General features: G+C 62.6%; 15 protein-coding genes and 1 tRNA gene. 7 read left to right on the top strand and 9 right to left on the bottom strand.

All coding sequences use genetic code 11. From position 1 onward, the window contains the following. The first annotated feature begins 63 nt into the window (after nt 1-63). The gene (locus XH93_RS34300) at nt 64-1,050 is read left to right on the top strand and encodes a GNAT family N-acetyltransferase (RefSeq protein ID WP_194470867.1); all 987 of its coding nucleotides are present in this window, start codon (nt 64-66) and stop codon (nt 1,048-1,050) included. Nucleotides 1,051-1,068: 18 nt separating this feature from the next. Here the strand turns inward: XH93_RS34300 and XH93_RS34295 are convergent, their stop codons facing one another. Both XH93_RS34295 and XH93_RS34290 read right to left on the bottom strand, forming a co-directional pair. After that, on the bottom strand, nt 1,069-1,332 hold the full coding sequence (locus tag XH93_RS34295; protein WP_194470866.1) for a helix-turn-helix domain-containing protein: 264 nt from the start codon (nt 1,330-1,332) through the stop codon (nt 1,069-1,071). 177 nt (nt 1,333-1,509) lie between these two features. Then, nucleotides 1,510-2,277 carry an SDR family NAD(P)-dependent oxidoreductase gene (locus XH93_RS34290; RefSeq protein WP_194470865.1) on the bottom strand — a complete coding sequence of 256 codons (768 nt, stop codon included), beginning with the start codon at nt 2,275-2,277 and terminating at the stop codon, nt 1,510-1,512. Between the two features lie 110 nt (nt 2,278-2,387). On the opposite strand from XH93_RS34290, the gene XH93_RS34285 reads away from it, so the two are divergent. Then, on the top strand, nt 2,388-2,861 hold the full coding sequence (locus XH93_RS34285; protein ID WP_194470864.1) for a hypothetical protein: 474 nt from the start codon (nt 2,388-2,390) through the stop codon (nt 2,859-2,861). A 209-nt stretch (nt 2,862-3,070) separates the two neighbouring features. Here XH93_RS34285 and XH93_RS34280 read toward each other — a convergent pair whose 3' ends face one another. The 6 genes from XH93_RS34280 to XH93_RS34255 form a co-directional block, all read right to left on the bottom strand. Continuing rightward, nucleotides 3,071-3,772, bottom strand: a complete 702-nt coding sequence (locus XH93_RS34280) for a glutathione S-transferase C-terminal domain-containing protein (RefSeq protein ID WP_194470863.1) — start codon at nt 3,770-3,772, stop codon at nt 3,071-3,073. Nucleotides 3,773-3,930: 158 nt separating this feature from the next. Then, nucleotides 3,931-4,185 (bottom strand): hypothetical protein, encoded by a 255-nt coding sequence (locus XH93_RS34275; RefSeq protein WP_194470862.1) that lies wholly within the window; start codon nt 4,183-4,185, stop codon nt 3,931-3,933. Nucleotides 4,186-4,311: 126 nt separating this feature from the next. Further along, the gene (locus XH93_RS34270; RefSeq protein WP_194470861.1) at nt 4,312-4,893 is read right to left on the bottom strand and encodes an NUDIX domain-containing protein; all 582 of its coding nucleotides are present in this window, start codon (nt 4,891-4,893) and stop codon (nt 4,312-4,314) included. Nucleotides 4,894-4,909: 16 nt separating this feature from the next. Then, the gene (locus XH93_RS34265) at nt 4,910-5,347 is read right to left on the bottom strand and encodes a GNAT family acetyltransferase (RefSeq protein WP_194470860.1); all 438 of its coding nucleotides are present in this window, start codon (nt 5,345-5,347) and stop codon (nt 4,910-4,912) included. Between the two features lie 14 nt (nt 5,348-5,361). Continuing rightward, nucleotides 5,362-6,789, bottom strand: a complete 1,428-nt coding sequence (locus XH93_RS34260; protein ID WP_194470859.1) for an FAD-binding oxidoreductase — start codon at nt 6,787-6,789, stop codon at nt 5,362-5,364. 31 nt (nt 6,790-6,820) lie between these two features. Continuing rightward, nucleotides 6,821-7,813, bottom strand: coding sequence for an L-threonylcarbamoyladenylate synthase (locus XH93_RS34255; protein WP_139484806.1), 993 nt, complete (start codon nt 7,811-7,813; stop codon nt 6,821-6,823). 67 nt (nt 7,814-7,880) lie between these two features. On the opposite strand from XH93_RS34255, the gene XH93_RS34250 reads away from it, so the two are divergent. Next, nucleotides 7,881-7,957: transfer RNA gene (locus XH93_RS34250), tRNA-Pro, on the top strand. Between the two features lie 299 nt (nt 7,958-8,256). Here the strand turns inward: XH93_RS34250 and XH93_RS34245 are convergent. After that, a complete protein-coding gene (locus tag XH93_RS34245) occupies nt 8,257-9,513 on the bottom strand; it encodes a hypothetical protein (RefSeq protein ID WP_194470858.1) in 1,257 nt (418 codons plus the stop codon). Between the two features lie 858 nt (nt 9,514-10,371). Between XH93_RS34245 and XH93_RS34240 the strand changes: the two genes are divergently transcribed. From XH93_RS34240 to XH93_RS34230, 4 genes are read left to right on the top strand one after another with little or no spacing between them, the layout of a single operon-like run. Next, complete coding sequence (locus XH93_RS34240; RefSeq protein WP_194470857.1) at nt 10,372-11,652, top strand: hypothetical protein; 1,281 nt, start codon at nt 10,372-10,374, stop codon at nt 11,650-11,652. A 9-nt stretch (nt 11,653-11,661) separates the two neighbouring features. After that, nucleotides 11,662-12,237: a DUF2235 domain-containing protein gene (locus tag XH93_RS34235; protein ID WP_194470856.1), complete on the top strand. Its 576-nt coding sequence runs from the start codon at nt 11,662-11,664 to the stop codon at nt 12,235-12,237. Continuing rightward, nucleotides 12,123-12,572 (top strand): phospholipase effector Tle1 domain-containing protein, encoded by a 450-nt coding sequence (locus tag XH93_RS43180; protein WP_371815131.1) that lies wholly within the window; start codon nt 12,123-12,125, stop codon nt 12,570-12,572. The genes XH93_RS34235 and XH93_RS43180 overlap by 115 nt, the downstream gene beginning before the upstream one ends. Next, nucleotides 12,530-12,856, top strand: coding sequence for a hypothetical protein (locus XH93_RS34230; RefSeq protein WP_194470855.1), 327 nt, complete (start codon nt 12,530-12,532; stop codon nt 12,854-12,856). The genes XH93_RS43180 and XH93_RS34230 overlap by 43 nt, the downstream gene beginning before the upstream one ends. The last annotated feature ends 1,081 nt before the right edge of the window (nt 12,857-13,937 follow it).

Genomic DNA, 13,937 nt, shown 5'->3' with positions numbered 1-13,937 from the left:
GCCCGCACTGATCCGAGCGATCAACAGTCATAATTCGATGCGCCGGCGACGAGGGAGAGCGCGTTGCGGTTTCTGAAGAATGTGCGCGGCGAAGCCGCAGGCGAGGCGATGCCGCCGCTCGACATCGTCGTGACGCGGCAGGATGTGACGGACGAAGCGAGCTTTCGCGGCAGCGGCGTCCTCGAGCTCTACGAGGCGCTGTTTCCTTTAAGCGAGCGCGACAGCTCCGACGACATCGTGCGCTGGGTATTGTCGGAGGATCTCGGCGAGCGCAGGCAGTTCGCGCTCGGCGATCGGCAGCTGTCGTATTGCCTCGACTCGCGCTGCTTCGTCCTTCGCGCGGCGGAGCGCGCGATCGGGCTCGGCTTCTTCACCTGCGATCACACGAGTCATCTGATCTTCTGCAATTATGTCGGCGTGGCGCCGGCGTGGCGGGGCGGCGGCCTGGCGCGCGCGTTCTATCGCGAGATGGTCGACATGCTCGACGAACTGTTTCCGCGCAACATCGGCGTGGTGCTCGAAGTCGAGCCGTTCGATCGCGGTCAGCTCGAGACGGTCATTGGCGATCTCGAACAAACGGGACGGCGGCAGCTCGATGCGCATGAAGCGGCCACGATCCGCAAATTCCTTCGCGTCTGCTGGTACCACAAGCTCGGCTATCGCTTCTTCTGCGACGCAGCTACCGCGCGGCCGCTGCAATGCCGCTCGCCCTGTCTCGATCCGGCGTTGCCGCCAACGGAATGGGTCGGCGCCGAGGAGGACTACTGGCTGATGTGGCACGCGCGAGAGCGCGCAGCGCCCGCGCCGTCAAGCGCAGGCGAGCTTTGGCGGCAAGCGGTCGAGGCGATCTATGTCGAGATCCTGGCAAAGTCGCTGGTCGACGAGGACCCGCAGCGCCGGCGCGGCTATTGGGACTACGCGACGGCGCTGGTCGCCGAGACGGTGCAGCGGACCGCGGTGGCCGAGGTAACGCTTGCGCGCTATCTCGGCCCCGACGACAGCCCGCTGCTGTCGCGCTGGCGGCGTCTGGCGATCGATTTGCCGATCTGACTTTGCCGATCCGGGCTGTTATCCCGCCGCGTGGTCGCTATGCGCGGGCACGTCGATGCCCTCGGCGGAATATTCGCGGATCTTGTTGCGCAACGTGCGTACCGACAGCCCGAGCACGCGCGCAGCGCGGGTGCGGTTGCCGTCGCAGCGCGCCAGCGTCTGCAGCACAAGCTCGCGTTCGACTTCGTCGACGGTCGCGCCGATCAGCAATGGTACGATTTCATGTGGTGCGAGCGACGGCAGCACGGCTTCCGGCGCAGGCAGGGTGGACGCGTAGGACATGAACATCTCCCGATCAACGCCCGCCTCGTCGATGAAGCGGAAACATCGAGTACCCAACTACCCCAAGACCCGTGGTTTCACGGTGTGCCAGTTTGGTTAACAGGTCCTTAACGCGCCTCTAACTGTTTGCGTCGCAACGAAAATACCCTGAAATCGCCACGATTGCGGTTCCCCGCGTCACAGCGTCCGATAGCCGCCATCGACCATCACGATCGATCCCGAGACATAGGCCGACAGATCCGAGGCGAGGAAGATCGCGGGCCCGACGATGTCCTCCGCCTTGCCGGCGCGGCCGAGCGGGGTGTGGTCGATGAACACCTTCACCAGATCGGGATTGCTGGCGCGCACCTTCTCGTTCAGCGGCGTCTCGATGAAGCCCGGGCCGATCGCATTGACGCGTACGCCTTCCTTGCCGAGCTCGGCGGCGAGCGCCTTGGTGAAGCCGAGCACGCCGTGCTTGGAGGCGGTATAGGCCGGCGAACTCGGCGTGCGCAGATGCACGAAGGACTGGATCGAGCCGATGTTGACGATGCGTCCCTTGTTCTTGCGCAAGGCGGGGAGGAAGGCGTGCGTCACGTTGAAGACGCCAGTGAGATTGATCGAGATGATGTCTTCCCAATCCTTGATCACGGCCTCGTCCGCGCCGAGCATGCCGTTGCGGCGGGCGATGCCGGCATTGTTGACCAGGATCGAGACAGCTCCGACCTTGTCGGCCACGTGCTTCGCCATCGCGCTGCAGGCGTCGCGATTGGTCACGTCGAGCGTATAACTTTCCGCGTTGCAGCCGGCGTTGCGGATTTCCTTCGCCGCCTCCGCTGCCGCGTCGCCGTTCTGGTCGAGCAGCACCGCATGCGCTCCCTCCCGTGCATAGCCGGCCGCGATGGCGCGCCCGATCCCGGAGCCGGCACCGGTGATGACGGCGATGTGATTGGTGAGTAGGGGCATGGCGTTTCCTCGTTTTTGATTGCGTTGTCGACAACACTATTCAAAACCGCGCCAACCGAAACGCCAAGCCGGCTTTGCGCGTTGCTGTCATCCAGATTCGGATGACAAACATGGACCCGCATATCAGACGGTGGAAATTTGCAATCGATCGGTTTCGCGAGGCGTCCGATCCCGACTATGGCGAAATGGCGCGGATGGTGGCCGAGATCGCGGCGACCGACATCGACGAAACGCTGCGGCAAGCGGCCGCACAGGTGCTGCCGATCGCCCGGCAAGCGGCACAGCGGTCGGCCGATCGTCGCACCAGGGCGATGGCGCTGCGCCGTCTCGGCATCATCAGCGATGCGCTGCACATGCTCTCGGCGCCGCGGTTCGGCCGCCGTGGTCTCGCACCCAAGGTGCTGACGCAGGAGGACCAGTACCGTCAGATGCTCGGCCTGCCGCTCGGCCGCCGCCTTGCGCCGAGCGAGATCCACCAGGCCTTCAAGCATGCCGCCAAGACCGCGCATCCCGATGGCGGCGGCAACGGCCCCGCGTTCCTCGAACTTGCCGCCGCGCGCGACGCGCTGATCAAGCATCATTAGCGCGCGATGAAGTTAGGCTGAATCGGTTGACCGCAGGTTCGGTCCACCTCTCCCCGACGGGGAGAGGTCGATTTGCGCCAGCAAATCGGGTGAGGGGCCGCGGCTCCAACGAGAGACCGTAACCCCTCACCCGCGCCTTCGGCGCGACCTCTCCCAAGGGAGAGGTGAACTTCCGCTGCCGCGCCAGCTCAACCTAATCTCATCACGCTTTAGGTTTTAGGAGTGCTCACCGCTTCATGGATGGCGCGGCAGTGCCGCACGATGTTGTCGTGGGCGACCACGAACTGCTTCAGCGGCGTATCGATGTCGTAGAAATAGATATTGGCGATGAAGCCGTAGAGCCCGGCATCGATCGCGGTCGCCTTGTCGCCATGCACATAGCCCTGTGCCGGGATCAGCGCCGCGATCGCGGCGAGATCGGCGAGGCCGCGGGCCATTGCGGCGTCCGGATCGAAGCGGCCGATGCCCTGGTAGTAATAGCGCTGGGCGTTGAACGCCTTCGCCTTGACCAGGACCTCGTCCGTCACCGCCGAGTGCTCGCGCTTGAGTGCATCGCGGAACAGATGCCAGTAGCGCTCGTCCTGCCAACGCGAATACGACATCACCCAATAGAGGTCGTCGAGCATCCGCGTGATCAAAAGGTTCTGCGTTCGCTGCTGCGGCGTCAGCGCGGCATCGATGGTGAGGCGGTATTTTTGCGTGAGCCAGGCCAAAATGGTCTCGCTGTCGCCGACCGTGTCCTCGCCGTCGACGATATAGGGCAATTGGCTGCGCGGCGCCTTCGAGGCGTCGAAGATGTGCTCGTGGCGGAACGGCACGCCGGCGAGTTTGAGGAAGGCGAACACTTTCAAGCCGTAGCCGTTGTTGTCGGCGACGCCGAACAACGGCGGGTAGGAATAGAGCGTGAGCATATCGCACTAGCCCCCGAGAATTCGAAGGAGCTCTTTTTAGCTCGATACCGCAGGTTGAGCAAAGCGTCAGCGCGCCGCGGTCTCACATTCGAACGGCAGTGGCGGGCACGGCGCTTGCGCGCCTTGCCCACCACGAATTCTGTGCGATCGAGCGCGGCTCAGAACGAGCAGGTGCCGCTGCTCAGGAGGCCGGTCTTGAGCGCGAACGCAGCCTCGAAGGTCGGCAGCTCCGGGCTGACCACGCTGTAGTTCGCCGGGAACGGTGTGGTCGGGATGCCCTGATCCCAGATCTGGCAGAAGCCGGAGTCCTGCCAGCGGATCAGGTGATAGGGGTTGGCGCTGGCCGGGCTCGCCGCGGCAAGCGCAGCAACGGTGACGGCAATTGTGGCACAGGCAATCGTAAGACGGCGCATAGGAATCTCCGGTTTGAAAACAACGCGCTCCGCAGGGCAATGTCGGAGCTCTGGGGCCGATCGCCCCGGACATGCAGTGAGTGTTGCAACCCCCGGAACAGGTTCAACACCGCGGCGCGCGCACGTTTACTTGAACAGATGCAGCGCGGCGTATTGCAGCAGCATGATGGTCTTGGCGTCGACGATGCGGCCGTCGGCGATCATCGCGAGCGCCTCGTCGATCGAGAGCTCCAGCACCTCGATATCCTCGCCCTCGTCGGCGAGCCCGCCGCCGTCACCGATGCGCATCGCCGCGTCGTATTCGGCGACGAAGCAATGCAGCTTCTCGGTCACCGCGCCCGGGCTGGTGAAGGCCTCGAACACTTTTCGCACATGAACGAGCCGGTAGCCGATCTCCTCCTCGGCCTCGGCTCTGATCCGCGCCTCCGGCTCGGCATCGTCGAGCAGGCCGGCGGCGACCTCGATCAGGAGATCGTCATAGCCGTTGGCGAAGGCGGGAAAGCGAAATTGCCGCACCAGCACCACGGTACGCTGCGCGAGATTGTAGGGCAGCAGCGCAGCACCGCTGCCGCGCTCGAACACGTCGCGCAGCTGGGTCTGCCATTCGCCGTTGGCGCGCCGGTAGTCGAAGGTCGCGCGCTTGAGCTCGTAGCGGCCCTTGGCGAGCGTTTGGACGTCCTTGATGCGAACGCGGTCGGCGATGCTCATGCGGTACCCCAACTCCTCACGGCGTCGCTTCGCGGCCGTCGAGCCATTTGGCGAGCATCACCGAGGTCGATTCTTCATAGCCGAGCGATTGGTAGAACGCGCCGGCCTTGGCGTTTTCGCGGCGAACCAACAATTGCAGTTTCGGCACGCCGGCCTGGCGCAGCCAATCCTCGGCCGCCGCCATCATGGTGCGGCCAAACCCCTGGCCCTGGCGATCGGGGGCGACCGCCACGTAATAGACCCAGCCACGATGGCCGTCATGCCCGACCATCGCGGTCGCGACGATCGCATTGTCGTCGCGGCCGACCAGCACGGCCGAACCCGGTCCGCGGCGCGCCAGCGCGATGTCTGCGGCAGGATCGTTCCACGGCCGCGTCAGGCCGCAGGCCTGCCACAGCGCGATGACGTCAGTGACGTCGGCGTCGGCAATCGGGGCAATGGCGAGCGAGGGCATCGTCGCGTCCGCGCTCACAGCACCTTGCCCGGGTTCATGATGCCGAGTGGATCGAGCATCGCCTTGACGGAGTGCATCAGCTCGATCGCGACCTTGTCCTTGACGTCGGGCAATTCGTCGCGCTTGAGCACGCCGATGCCGTGCTCCGCCGAGATCGAGCCGCCGAGCCGCAGCACGATCTCGAACACCACGGCGTTGACGTCGTGCCAGCGCGCCAGGAAGTCGGCGGCATTGGCGCCGACCGGCTGCGAGACGTTGTAGTGGATGTTGCCGTCGCCGAGATGGCCGAACGGCACCGGCCGCGAGCCCGGAATCAGCTTCACCACCGCCGCATTGGCCTCTTCGATGAAGGCAGGCACCGCTGCGACCGGCACCGAGATATCGTGCTTGATCGAGCCGCCCTCCGGCTTCTGCGCCGCCGACATCTCGTCGCGCAGCTTCCAGAACGCCTGGCGCTGGCTCAGATTGGCGGCGATCACCGCGTCGTCGACGATGCCGTCCTCCATGCCCTGGGCGAGGATTGCCTCCAGCGTGTCGCGGGCGTCGTCGCGCGACGACGACAGCTCCATCAGCACGTACCAGGGATGCTTGCTGGTCAAGGGATCGCGGATGTCGATGCCGTGGCGGATCGAGAAATCGACCGCGATGTCGGCGAGCAGCTCAAAGCTGGTCAGCGCGCCCGCCGCCTCGTTGCGCGAGATCGACAGCAGTTTGAGCGCCGCGGCCGGCGATTGCAGGCCGACATAGGCGGTCTCGATCGCGCGCGGCCTCGGAAACAGCTTTAATGTCGCCGCCGTGATGATGCCGAGCGTGCCCTCGGCGCCGATGAACAGATTGCGCAAATCGTAGCCGGTATTGTCCTTTTTCAGCTTCGACAGCGCGTTGAGGACGCGGCCGTCGGCCAGCACGACCTCGAGCCCGATCGCCATCTCGCGCGCCACGCCATAGGCCAGCGCCGCGGTGCCGCCGGCATTGGTCGACAGATTGCCGCCGATCGTGCAGCTGCCCTCGGCGCCGAGCGACAGCGGAAACAGCCGGTCGACCTCGGCAGCCTTCTGCTGCGCGATCTGCAGCACCACGCCGGCCTCGCAGGTCATGGTGTTGGACTCGACGTCGATGTCGCGGATCTTGTCCAGCCGCCGCAGCGACACCACCACCTCGCCATTGTGCGGCGTCTGGCCGCCGACCAGGCCGGTATTGCCGCCCTGCGGCACCAGCGCGATGCGGTGCTCGCTCGCCAGCTTGCAGATCGCGGCGACCTCCGCGGTCGAGCCGGGGCGCAGCACCAGCGGCGAGCGGCCGTGGAACAGGTCGCGCTCTTCGGTAACGTACGGTTCGATGTCGGCGGCGTCGGTCACCGCATATTTTGCGCCGACGATGGCGCGGAATTTTTCGATCAATTCAGGCGGAAGCGGCGGCACGGCAGGCTTTGCGATGTTCATCTTGTTCTTGGTCTTTCACGCGAATTGGAATCTAGCCTCGTCCGACGGCGGCGCGGCGCAGCCGGTCATTGATCGCTTCGCCGAGCCCGTCCTCGGGGATCGGCATCACCGCGATCGCATCGGCGTTTCGCTTGTCGAGGGTGCGGAGGTAGCCGAACAGATTGGCGGCGGCCTCGGCGAGATCGCCGCGGGTCGACAGGTTCATCACCACGGAGGCGCATTCGCTGCGGGCGACCTTGCCCGACCCGAACGCCAGCAGCGCCTCGCCGACATGGACGTCGCTGGCATTGAGCCTGACCGGCGTGCGCGGCGCATAATGCGAGGCGAGCATGCCGGGCGCGATCGGCTGGGCGCTGTCGCTCTCCGCCTCGGGTGGCGGCGATAGCAGGGGATGGCCGAGCACGCGTTCGATTTCGTCGCGGGTCAACCCGCCGGGCCGCAGCAGCACCGGATCGGAGAAGCAGCCGACGATGGTGGATTCGACGCCGACCTCGACCGGGCCGCCGTCGATGATCAGGTCGATGCGGCCGGCGAGGTCGCCATTGACGTGCTCGGCGGTGGTCGGTGAGACGTGGCCGGACAGGTTGGCCGAAGGCGCCACCACGGCGCCGCCAAACGTCCTGATGATGTCGCGCGCCACCTTGTGGGCGGGAACGCGAATCGCCACCGTATCGAGCCCTGCGGTCGCCAGTTCCGCCACCGGGCAGGACAGGGCCTTTGGCAGCACCAGGGTCAGCGGTCCGGGCCAAAATGCCTCCGCGAGCCGCAGCGCCTGGCCGTCGAACAGGGCAATCCGCCGCGCCGCGGCGAGATCGGCGACGTGGGCGATCAGCGGATTGAAGGCGGGCCGGCCCTTGGCCTCGTAAAGGCGGGCGATTGCACCGGCATTGCCGGCGTCGGCGCCGAGGCCGTAAACCGTCTCGGTCGGAAACGCCACCAGGCCGCCTTCGGCCAAAACCCCGGCTGCGGTTGCGGTAGCGGCGGCGCCGGCGGGCAAAACGTGGGTTTTCAGACCTGTATCCACGGTGACTAAATCCTCAAAGGGTGCCTTGCGGTCCCGGAAACCCGACGCTATAAGCCCGGCTCTTAGTCGGAGTGTGGCTCAGCCCGGTAGAGCACTGCGTTCGGGACGCAGGGGTCGCAGGTTCGAATCCTGCCACTCCGACCATTCTTTCAAGCACTTATAGGTTCTGTGTTTTTTGTGCGCAACGAAATGCGCAACGATTTGAAGCTCGGCAGCCATGTCTGTCGCCCTCGAGGCACCCGTCAAGGACGTCGAAGAGCTGTTCGCGACGGCCTTGTACTGTTCTAAACCGGAAAAAAGACGATCGGGGAGCGCGAGGGAACTAGCCCCTGTCGGGATGTTGCATCGAACACCAGCTAGCACCACAAGTCCTCCCTTCGGACCTACGAGCTTATTTTGGCGGATATCAAAGCACGAATAGCTCGCACAGAGTAGTGGCCAGCTCAGCGCCTTGCCCCAAACGCTTCCGCCGCCTCTTCCTGAAAGTCCGGGTGGTGATGGCCATAGTTGGCCTCTAATTGCTCAACGGTCATCCCAAGCCAGCCGGCGGCTTCCCACATGTCGACGCCCGCCTGCATCAACCATGTCGCCGCTGTATGGCGCAGGGAATGCCGGACGACGTCGTCCCCCAGCCCGGCATCCTCCAGAATACCATTCCAGGCTGACCTGATCTTGCCGGCAAGCGGCTGGCCGTCGTGCATGCGGTTCACGACGAAGCGAATTTGCTCACCGTCTCTCATGACCCCTGAGGCGCGGAGTTCTGCAGACCGAGCTTGGTCGATCCTGCGCCAGCGAATCAGATGCGGACGCAGGCGGCTAGCGATCTTTGCCGGCGGCCGCCGTTTCTTGGTCGACCGCTCCAGCGCCCCTTTGCCCTGGTAGACCATCGCGTCAAGGTTCATCCACGGATGGGTCGTTGTTGGCAGCCACTGGGTGCGCCGGATGGTCTCTTCGCGACGAGCACTGTAGATACCAATCAGGCAGAAGCGCGCCGCGGCATAGCGACGACGAATGATCCACCGCTCCCGGCGCGCGAGCTCGCCATCCTCGCTGCGCTTCCACGTTTCCTGCTCGGTGTCCCACACGTAGCCGATTGTTGCTCCGAGTAGGCGCGCTGCCTCGTTGCGTGTTAGCCATCGGTGTCGTCCTTCGGCTTTAGGAGGAAGAGTGATCTTTGGAACGACGGTGAGCGTATGCTCGGCGTGGTAGGCGTTCACCGCAGCGCGTAGATCTTCGAGGCGACGTCGTGCCGTTTGATCAGAGACTGTCCCGTTGCGTGGCTTGATGCCAGCTTTCCTATTATTGTCGTTCACAGTACCGGTGGACCAATCGACAAAGTCGCGACAAAGCTGAGCTCTGAGCTGACTGACGGTTTTATCGCCAAAGAAATTGTTAAGATCGAGCAAGCGAATGAGCAGCAGGTCATGTTGTGCCCACGCGCGTTCGTCGCCCGTGTCCTTGGGCCGCTTTGAAATTTCGTAGGCTGTGAGGACGTCGGCTATCGCGAGGATGTTCGGGTCAGTTGCCCCGATGGTGCTGGTATGTCGCTCGCCGATGTAGGTCTCGAGCGCCTTCGCAGCTCCGTCAATGTCGTCGCGGCTGCAGCCTGTGCGGATTTGCCGGCCACGATCGAGGATGATCCAGGTTTCATCGTCCTCTCTAAACCAGAGTCGTGGCGGCTTGGCTTTGCGGCCCGGCATGACGGCTTGACCAATTTGCAGATCGCTCGAGGGGTTGTCAGATCCTTGCCCGCAACTTTGGCGATTTCAAGAGTCCCAGTGGCCGCGGCTCTACGCAACGATGATATTGTCAACGGACCGAGTGGGAAGAACACTGCCGCGGCCTCGACAAGGGTCATTACTTCATCCTCACCCCATTGGGCAGGATCGGGCCGCGCTTTTGCGCGAGCCAGCTTGTCGATCTTGCGCTTCGGCATTCCTTGAACGCGTTGCTCGTGGGTTCGCGCTGCCTTTGGATCGGAGCGTTAGGTCCTAAGTGTAGACGAAATCCACTCTTTGAGCAGTCTACCGATGCGTAAATGGGGTAATCGGCGGCTTACGACTGCGAATCGGACAATTTTGCTTGCAGCCCTGAAGCGCCGTGAAGTGGCGGCGGCCCCTTGCTCCGGGGACAGTGGGGGGCAGCCGCAATAGGCGGGAGGATCTTATTCGAGCTTGAGGTGGCGCCGCCCTATCGCAGGTTCTGCAATCTCAACAACCTGTGACAGCCGGTGACAATCCCTGACCAAACCCGAAAGAAGCTTGACTGGTCGGGGAGAACGACCTCCATTCGGCGAGGTTAGTTGCGAGTACGATGCAACCATGGGTAAATAGAATTTTCGTCGTTCGGATTTTGGTGTCGCAATGTCTAGATCGTGTTTTTTTCCCGTGTGGGCCATTGCGCTCGCGAGCGTACTCCTTCTTACGCCGGCGAAATCTCAGCAGCAGCCGACGACGCCGGCCAATAGTCCAGCGCCTGCAGCGCAAAGTACCACGCCCGAACCGCCACGCGCTGCTCAGCCGGCCCAGAAGCCCGGGGCGACGCCTGCGGGTGCCGAGATGCCGGCGGCGGTCACGCCGAGCGATCCGCAGAAGCAGTGCGTAGGGGCCAACGAGTTTGCGGTAGAGCTTCGGTCCGGGCGTAATCCCGTAGGCGCCGCCATCGTGCTTGCGACGAATTTTCTGCCGACGAACCAGCACGTTGACGTCGGCGTGCGCGCGGCGTTCGTCGACGGCGTCCGTTACTTCGCGGGCATCGATTACGGCGACGAGACCTACCTCTTCAAGCGGCAGGACGCGGTCACCCACCGCGCGACAGAATCCGATCCGTTGGTTCAGAAGCATCTGCTCGAACCCGATCAGACCATCGTCACGCTAAACATGGGCGACGATCTAGCTTGGTTCTGGAGCCGGGTCGATCTCTATCTCTACACGTGCAACAGCCCGGTCGGACAATCTCCGTGGCGGGCCTCGTCAGTGAGCGTCCGGCTCAGTCCGTACTGGTTTAGCATCTTTGCTGTCGTCGCTGAGATCCTCATCCTTTATGTCTGGATCGGGTTCGCGCTCCGCAAGCAGGATCACACGCTCGCATCGTTCCTCCGTGCATTGAACCCTGCCCAGGTCTCCGCGGGGCCGGACGGAAAGGGCAGTCTCTCGACGTTCCAGACGTTGGCCTTTTCTCTGTCCGTCGCCGCCCTAATCACGCTCCTACTGTTGCAGACGGGGACCTTGGTAGACCTTTCGGGCTCGATCTTGACGCTGCTCGGCATCAGCGGGATCGGAGCCACAATCGCGAAGGGCACAGATAGCCAGCGCAATACGCTGTCGGCCGACAACCGGGCATGGCTCCTCAGGCGTGGTTGGATTCCAATGGCCAAGACCGTCGTCGATCCGTCCAACGCGACGTGGCGCGATTTCTTCACGACGGACGGTGTCTTCGATGTGTATCGATACCAGAGCTTCATCTTCGGGCTCGTGGTGATCGGCGGATTGATCGCGGCGGGCGTCAATCAGCTATCGACGTTCGTCGTCCCGAACACGATCCTGGGCATCGTCGGATTGAGTCAGGTCGTCTATATCGGTGGCAAGCTCGTGACGCCTACCAACATTTCCGATCTAAACGCCGCCATTGCCGGCCTTCGCACCGACGAACAGAAGCTCAAAGCCGCCGCGGTCGCCAAAAAGCAAGGTCAAGTGGCGAGTTTGGCGGAAGCAATCCCGCTGATAGGACAGGACGTCTACGATGAGTACCGACAGAAGGCGAGGGATGTCGCAGCGATCTTCTCTGATGCGACCGGAATCATTATTGCCGACGCTTCACTCGAGCCCGTCATCATTTGAAGGAGTGGCATGCCCAAAAACATCCTGGTCTTCGCTGACGGTACGGGCAACGAGGGCGGCCTCTTGCCGGATGAGAGCCGCACCAACGTCTACAAGCTGTATCGAGCGACCCGGACAGGGCCTGACTCGATCGTCGACCCAAAGAAGCAGCTCGCGCTCTATGTTCCGGGCATCGGAACGCCGGCTCCGAGGCACGACAACGGCTGGAATCGACTCAAGGAGACCGTTCAGCAGATGTTCGGCTTCGGACTCACGACGAAAATCGTCGACTGCTATGTGGCAATTGTCGGCGTTTGGGAACCAGGAGACCGGATCTATCTGTTCGGCTTCAGCCGCGGTGCATACACGGTTAGATGTCTCGCGCACGTACTTGAGCTTTGCGGGGTTCCGCGGAAAGGCCAGAATGGCGCGTCCATCAGCCTCGAACCAAAATCCTTGAGGCGGGTCGCCAAGGAGGCCGTCTCTTCCGCATACTGGCTCGGAATGCCCCGAGACGGGGACGAGGCGCACAAGCGAGCGGCGCAATTCAGATCCACCTACAAATCGGAAGTCGGACGCCCTGCAGGTGCTTCCGCTTATTCATAGCAATCTGGGATGCTGTCGCCGCGATTGGGTGGCAGCGCTTCTTCCCCGACTGGGCATACGATCGGCATTTCACTACAGACGTCCAGTACGCGCGGCATCTGCAGTCGATCGACGAGGGCCGCAAGGACTTCAAGCGGGTGCCGTGGGGAGCGAGCGGGACTGTCAAGTGGCTCGACCGGCAGGGCGAGCCTGAGCAGTTCGATCAGATCTGGTTCGCGGGTAACCACGCCGACATGGCGGGAGCTATCCTGAGAACGAGTCTCGGCTGTCTGACATCACACTCGACTGGATGGTGGAATTCATCACCGAGAAGATTCCCGAAGCAGGTCGCGTGATCGTCGACAAGAACCTGTTACGGCTCTATCCGTCGGCCGATGGAATGATGCACGACGAATGCATGGTCGGGATGGGCGGAACCGCATTCCATTGGTCGAAAGCGGTCCGCGACGTGCCAGAAACCGCGCAACTTCACGAGACGGTCAATCAAAGGCTTGCGATGAGTTCGGTCCGCAACTTTACGAGCTTTGGCCCGTACAGGCCGGTCGCTCTGCGAAATCATCTAAAGGCAAAAGCGTTCTTCGAAACAGTCTCGATGGAGAAGGATCTCACCGCGAGATAACCTTCCAAATGAAAGGCAAACGTGCCTCAGCTTCATGAGGGAGACCCCGCGGCGAAATAGACCCTCGCTGCCCCGAACGCGACAACGCCGACCACTTCGTTTCTGAATAGAGGTGGTCAATGTAGCCTGTCCAATCCAACCCATCGATTGATGGCGGCTGCAACCTTCTTGGATAAACTATGCCAACGACGCCGCATCGCAGTCTCTGCTTGGATCTGGCAAACGGATAACCACAGTCTTTGCGCTCGTGTCATTCCGACGGCAGGAAATTCAACTGCTGATGCAATGGAGGTCCAGCGATACACTTGTTGGACGGGCCATCGATTTTGCTATCAAAACATACGGCTCTCGATTAGCCGTCTGTCGGAGTGTCTCCAAATTGTGAGGCGGCCCCAAGGAGGAGGCCTTGCAAGCTCGACGTCGTTCTCTATTCACCGGCTACCGTTACGGCGCTCCCGAGCGATCATCGGGGAGGCGTTCGAAGTGCGATAATGACATCGAGGTCAAGCCCTGTACTTCCGCGGCTTCAGATGCCGCCAAGGTTAGGGGCGTGACATCGCGTTCTCGCCATCAAGAGATGGCGCGGTGTTCGCGCAACTGTGGCCAAGAACGGCTTTCGCCTACGAAAGATCGGTCTGGAAAACGTTGCAAATGCGGTGCTGTGTTTGCAGAGGCTTACAAAGCGGACAACCGCCTCGAAACCAGAAAGCAATTCTAGCGCAGCCACCCAAATCGGAATGGCTTGGAAACACTGGTGTTCAACCGCTCGCCATTATCTTCAGCAGGCGAGTCTTCGCAACCGAGATTTCGCCCGCATGGCAACAATCGTCGCGTTTCGCGTCAACAAAAGAATACCGCTTTCCCGGACGCGCTGAAAAAGAGTTTGCCTTGGACTCGCTCGTCCCAACTTTCTCTGAGAGTATTGGTTGCTCGCCGATGACGCTTGCGAGGGGAACGCGAATGAATTTCAGGGGCCTCTTTGACCGATCTCGAACCTGCGTCACGCAGCTGATGTCGTCTCGCACACCGTATTGTTGACGCACAATTGCGCGCCGGCGCGGATCAGGACTGATCGCGCCAA

It is taken from the genome of Bradyrhizobium sp. CCBAU 51753 (assembly GCF_015291565.1).
Classification (GTDB): Bacteria; Pseudomonadota; Alphaproteobacteria; order Rhizobiales; family Xanthobacteraceae; genus Bradyrhizobium; species Bradyrhizobium ivorense.
Note: the sequence above shows the minus strand (reverse complement) of the source record. Positions and strands in the feature narration are given on the sequence as shown.

Coding starts and splice junctions, on each gene's coding strand:
- XH93_RS34245 (WP_194470858.1), bottom strand. CDS start 9,513: ATGCCGGGCCGCAAAGCCAAGCCGCCACGACTCTGGTTTAGAGAGGAC.
- XH93_RS34285 (WP_194470864.1), top strand. CDS start 2,388: ATGGACCCGCATATCAGACGGTGGAAATTTGCAATCGATCGGTTTCGC.
- XH93_RS34260 (WP_194470859.1), bottom strand. CDS start 6,789: ATGAACATCGCAAAGCCTGCCGTGCCGCCGCTTCCGCCTGAATTGATC.
- XH93_RS34265 (WP_194470860.1), bottom strand. CDS start 5,347: ATGCCCTCGCTCGCCATTGCCCCGATTGCCGACGCCGACGTCACTGAC.
- XH93_RS34280 (WP_194470863.1), bottom strand. CDS start 3,772: ATGCTCACGCTCTATTCCTACCCGCCGTTGTTCGGCGTCGCCGACAAC.
- XH93_RS34270 (WP_194470861.1), bottom strand. CDS start 4,893: ATGAGCATCGCCGACCGCGTTCGCATCAAGGACGTCCAAACGCTCGCC.
- XH93_RS34240 (WP_194470857.1), top strand. CDS start 10,372: ATGCCGGCGGCGGTCACGCCGAGCGATCCGCAGAAGCAGTGCGTAGGG.
- XH93_RS34295 (WP_194470866.1), bottom strand. CDS start 1,332: ATGTCCTACGCGTCCACCCTGCCTGCGCCGGAAGCCGTGCTGCCGTCG.
- XH93_RS34290 (WP_194470865.1), bottom strand. CDS start 2,277: ATGCCCCTACTCACCAATCACATCGCCGTCATCACCGGTGCCGGCTCC.
- XH93_RS34235 (WP_194470856.1), top strand. CDS start 11,662: ATGCCCAAAAACATCCTGGTCTTCGCTGACGGTACGGGCAACGAGGGC.
- XH93_RS34275 (WP_194470862.1), bottom strand. CDS start 4,185: ATGCGCCGTCTTACGATTGCCTGTGCCACAATTGCCGTCACCGTTGCT.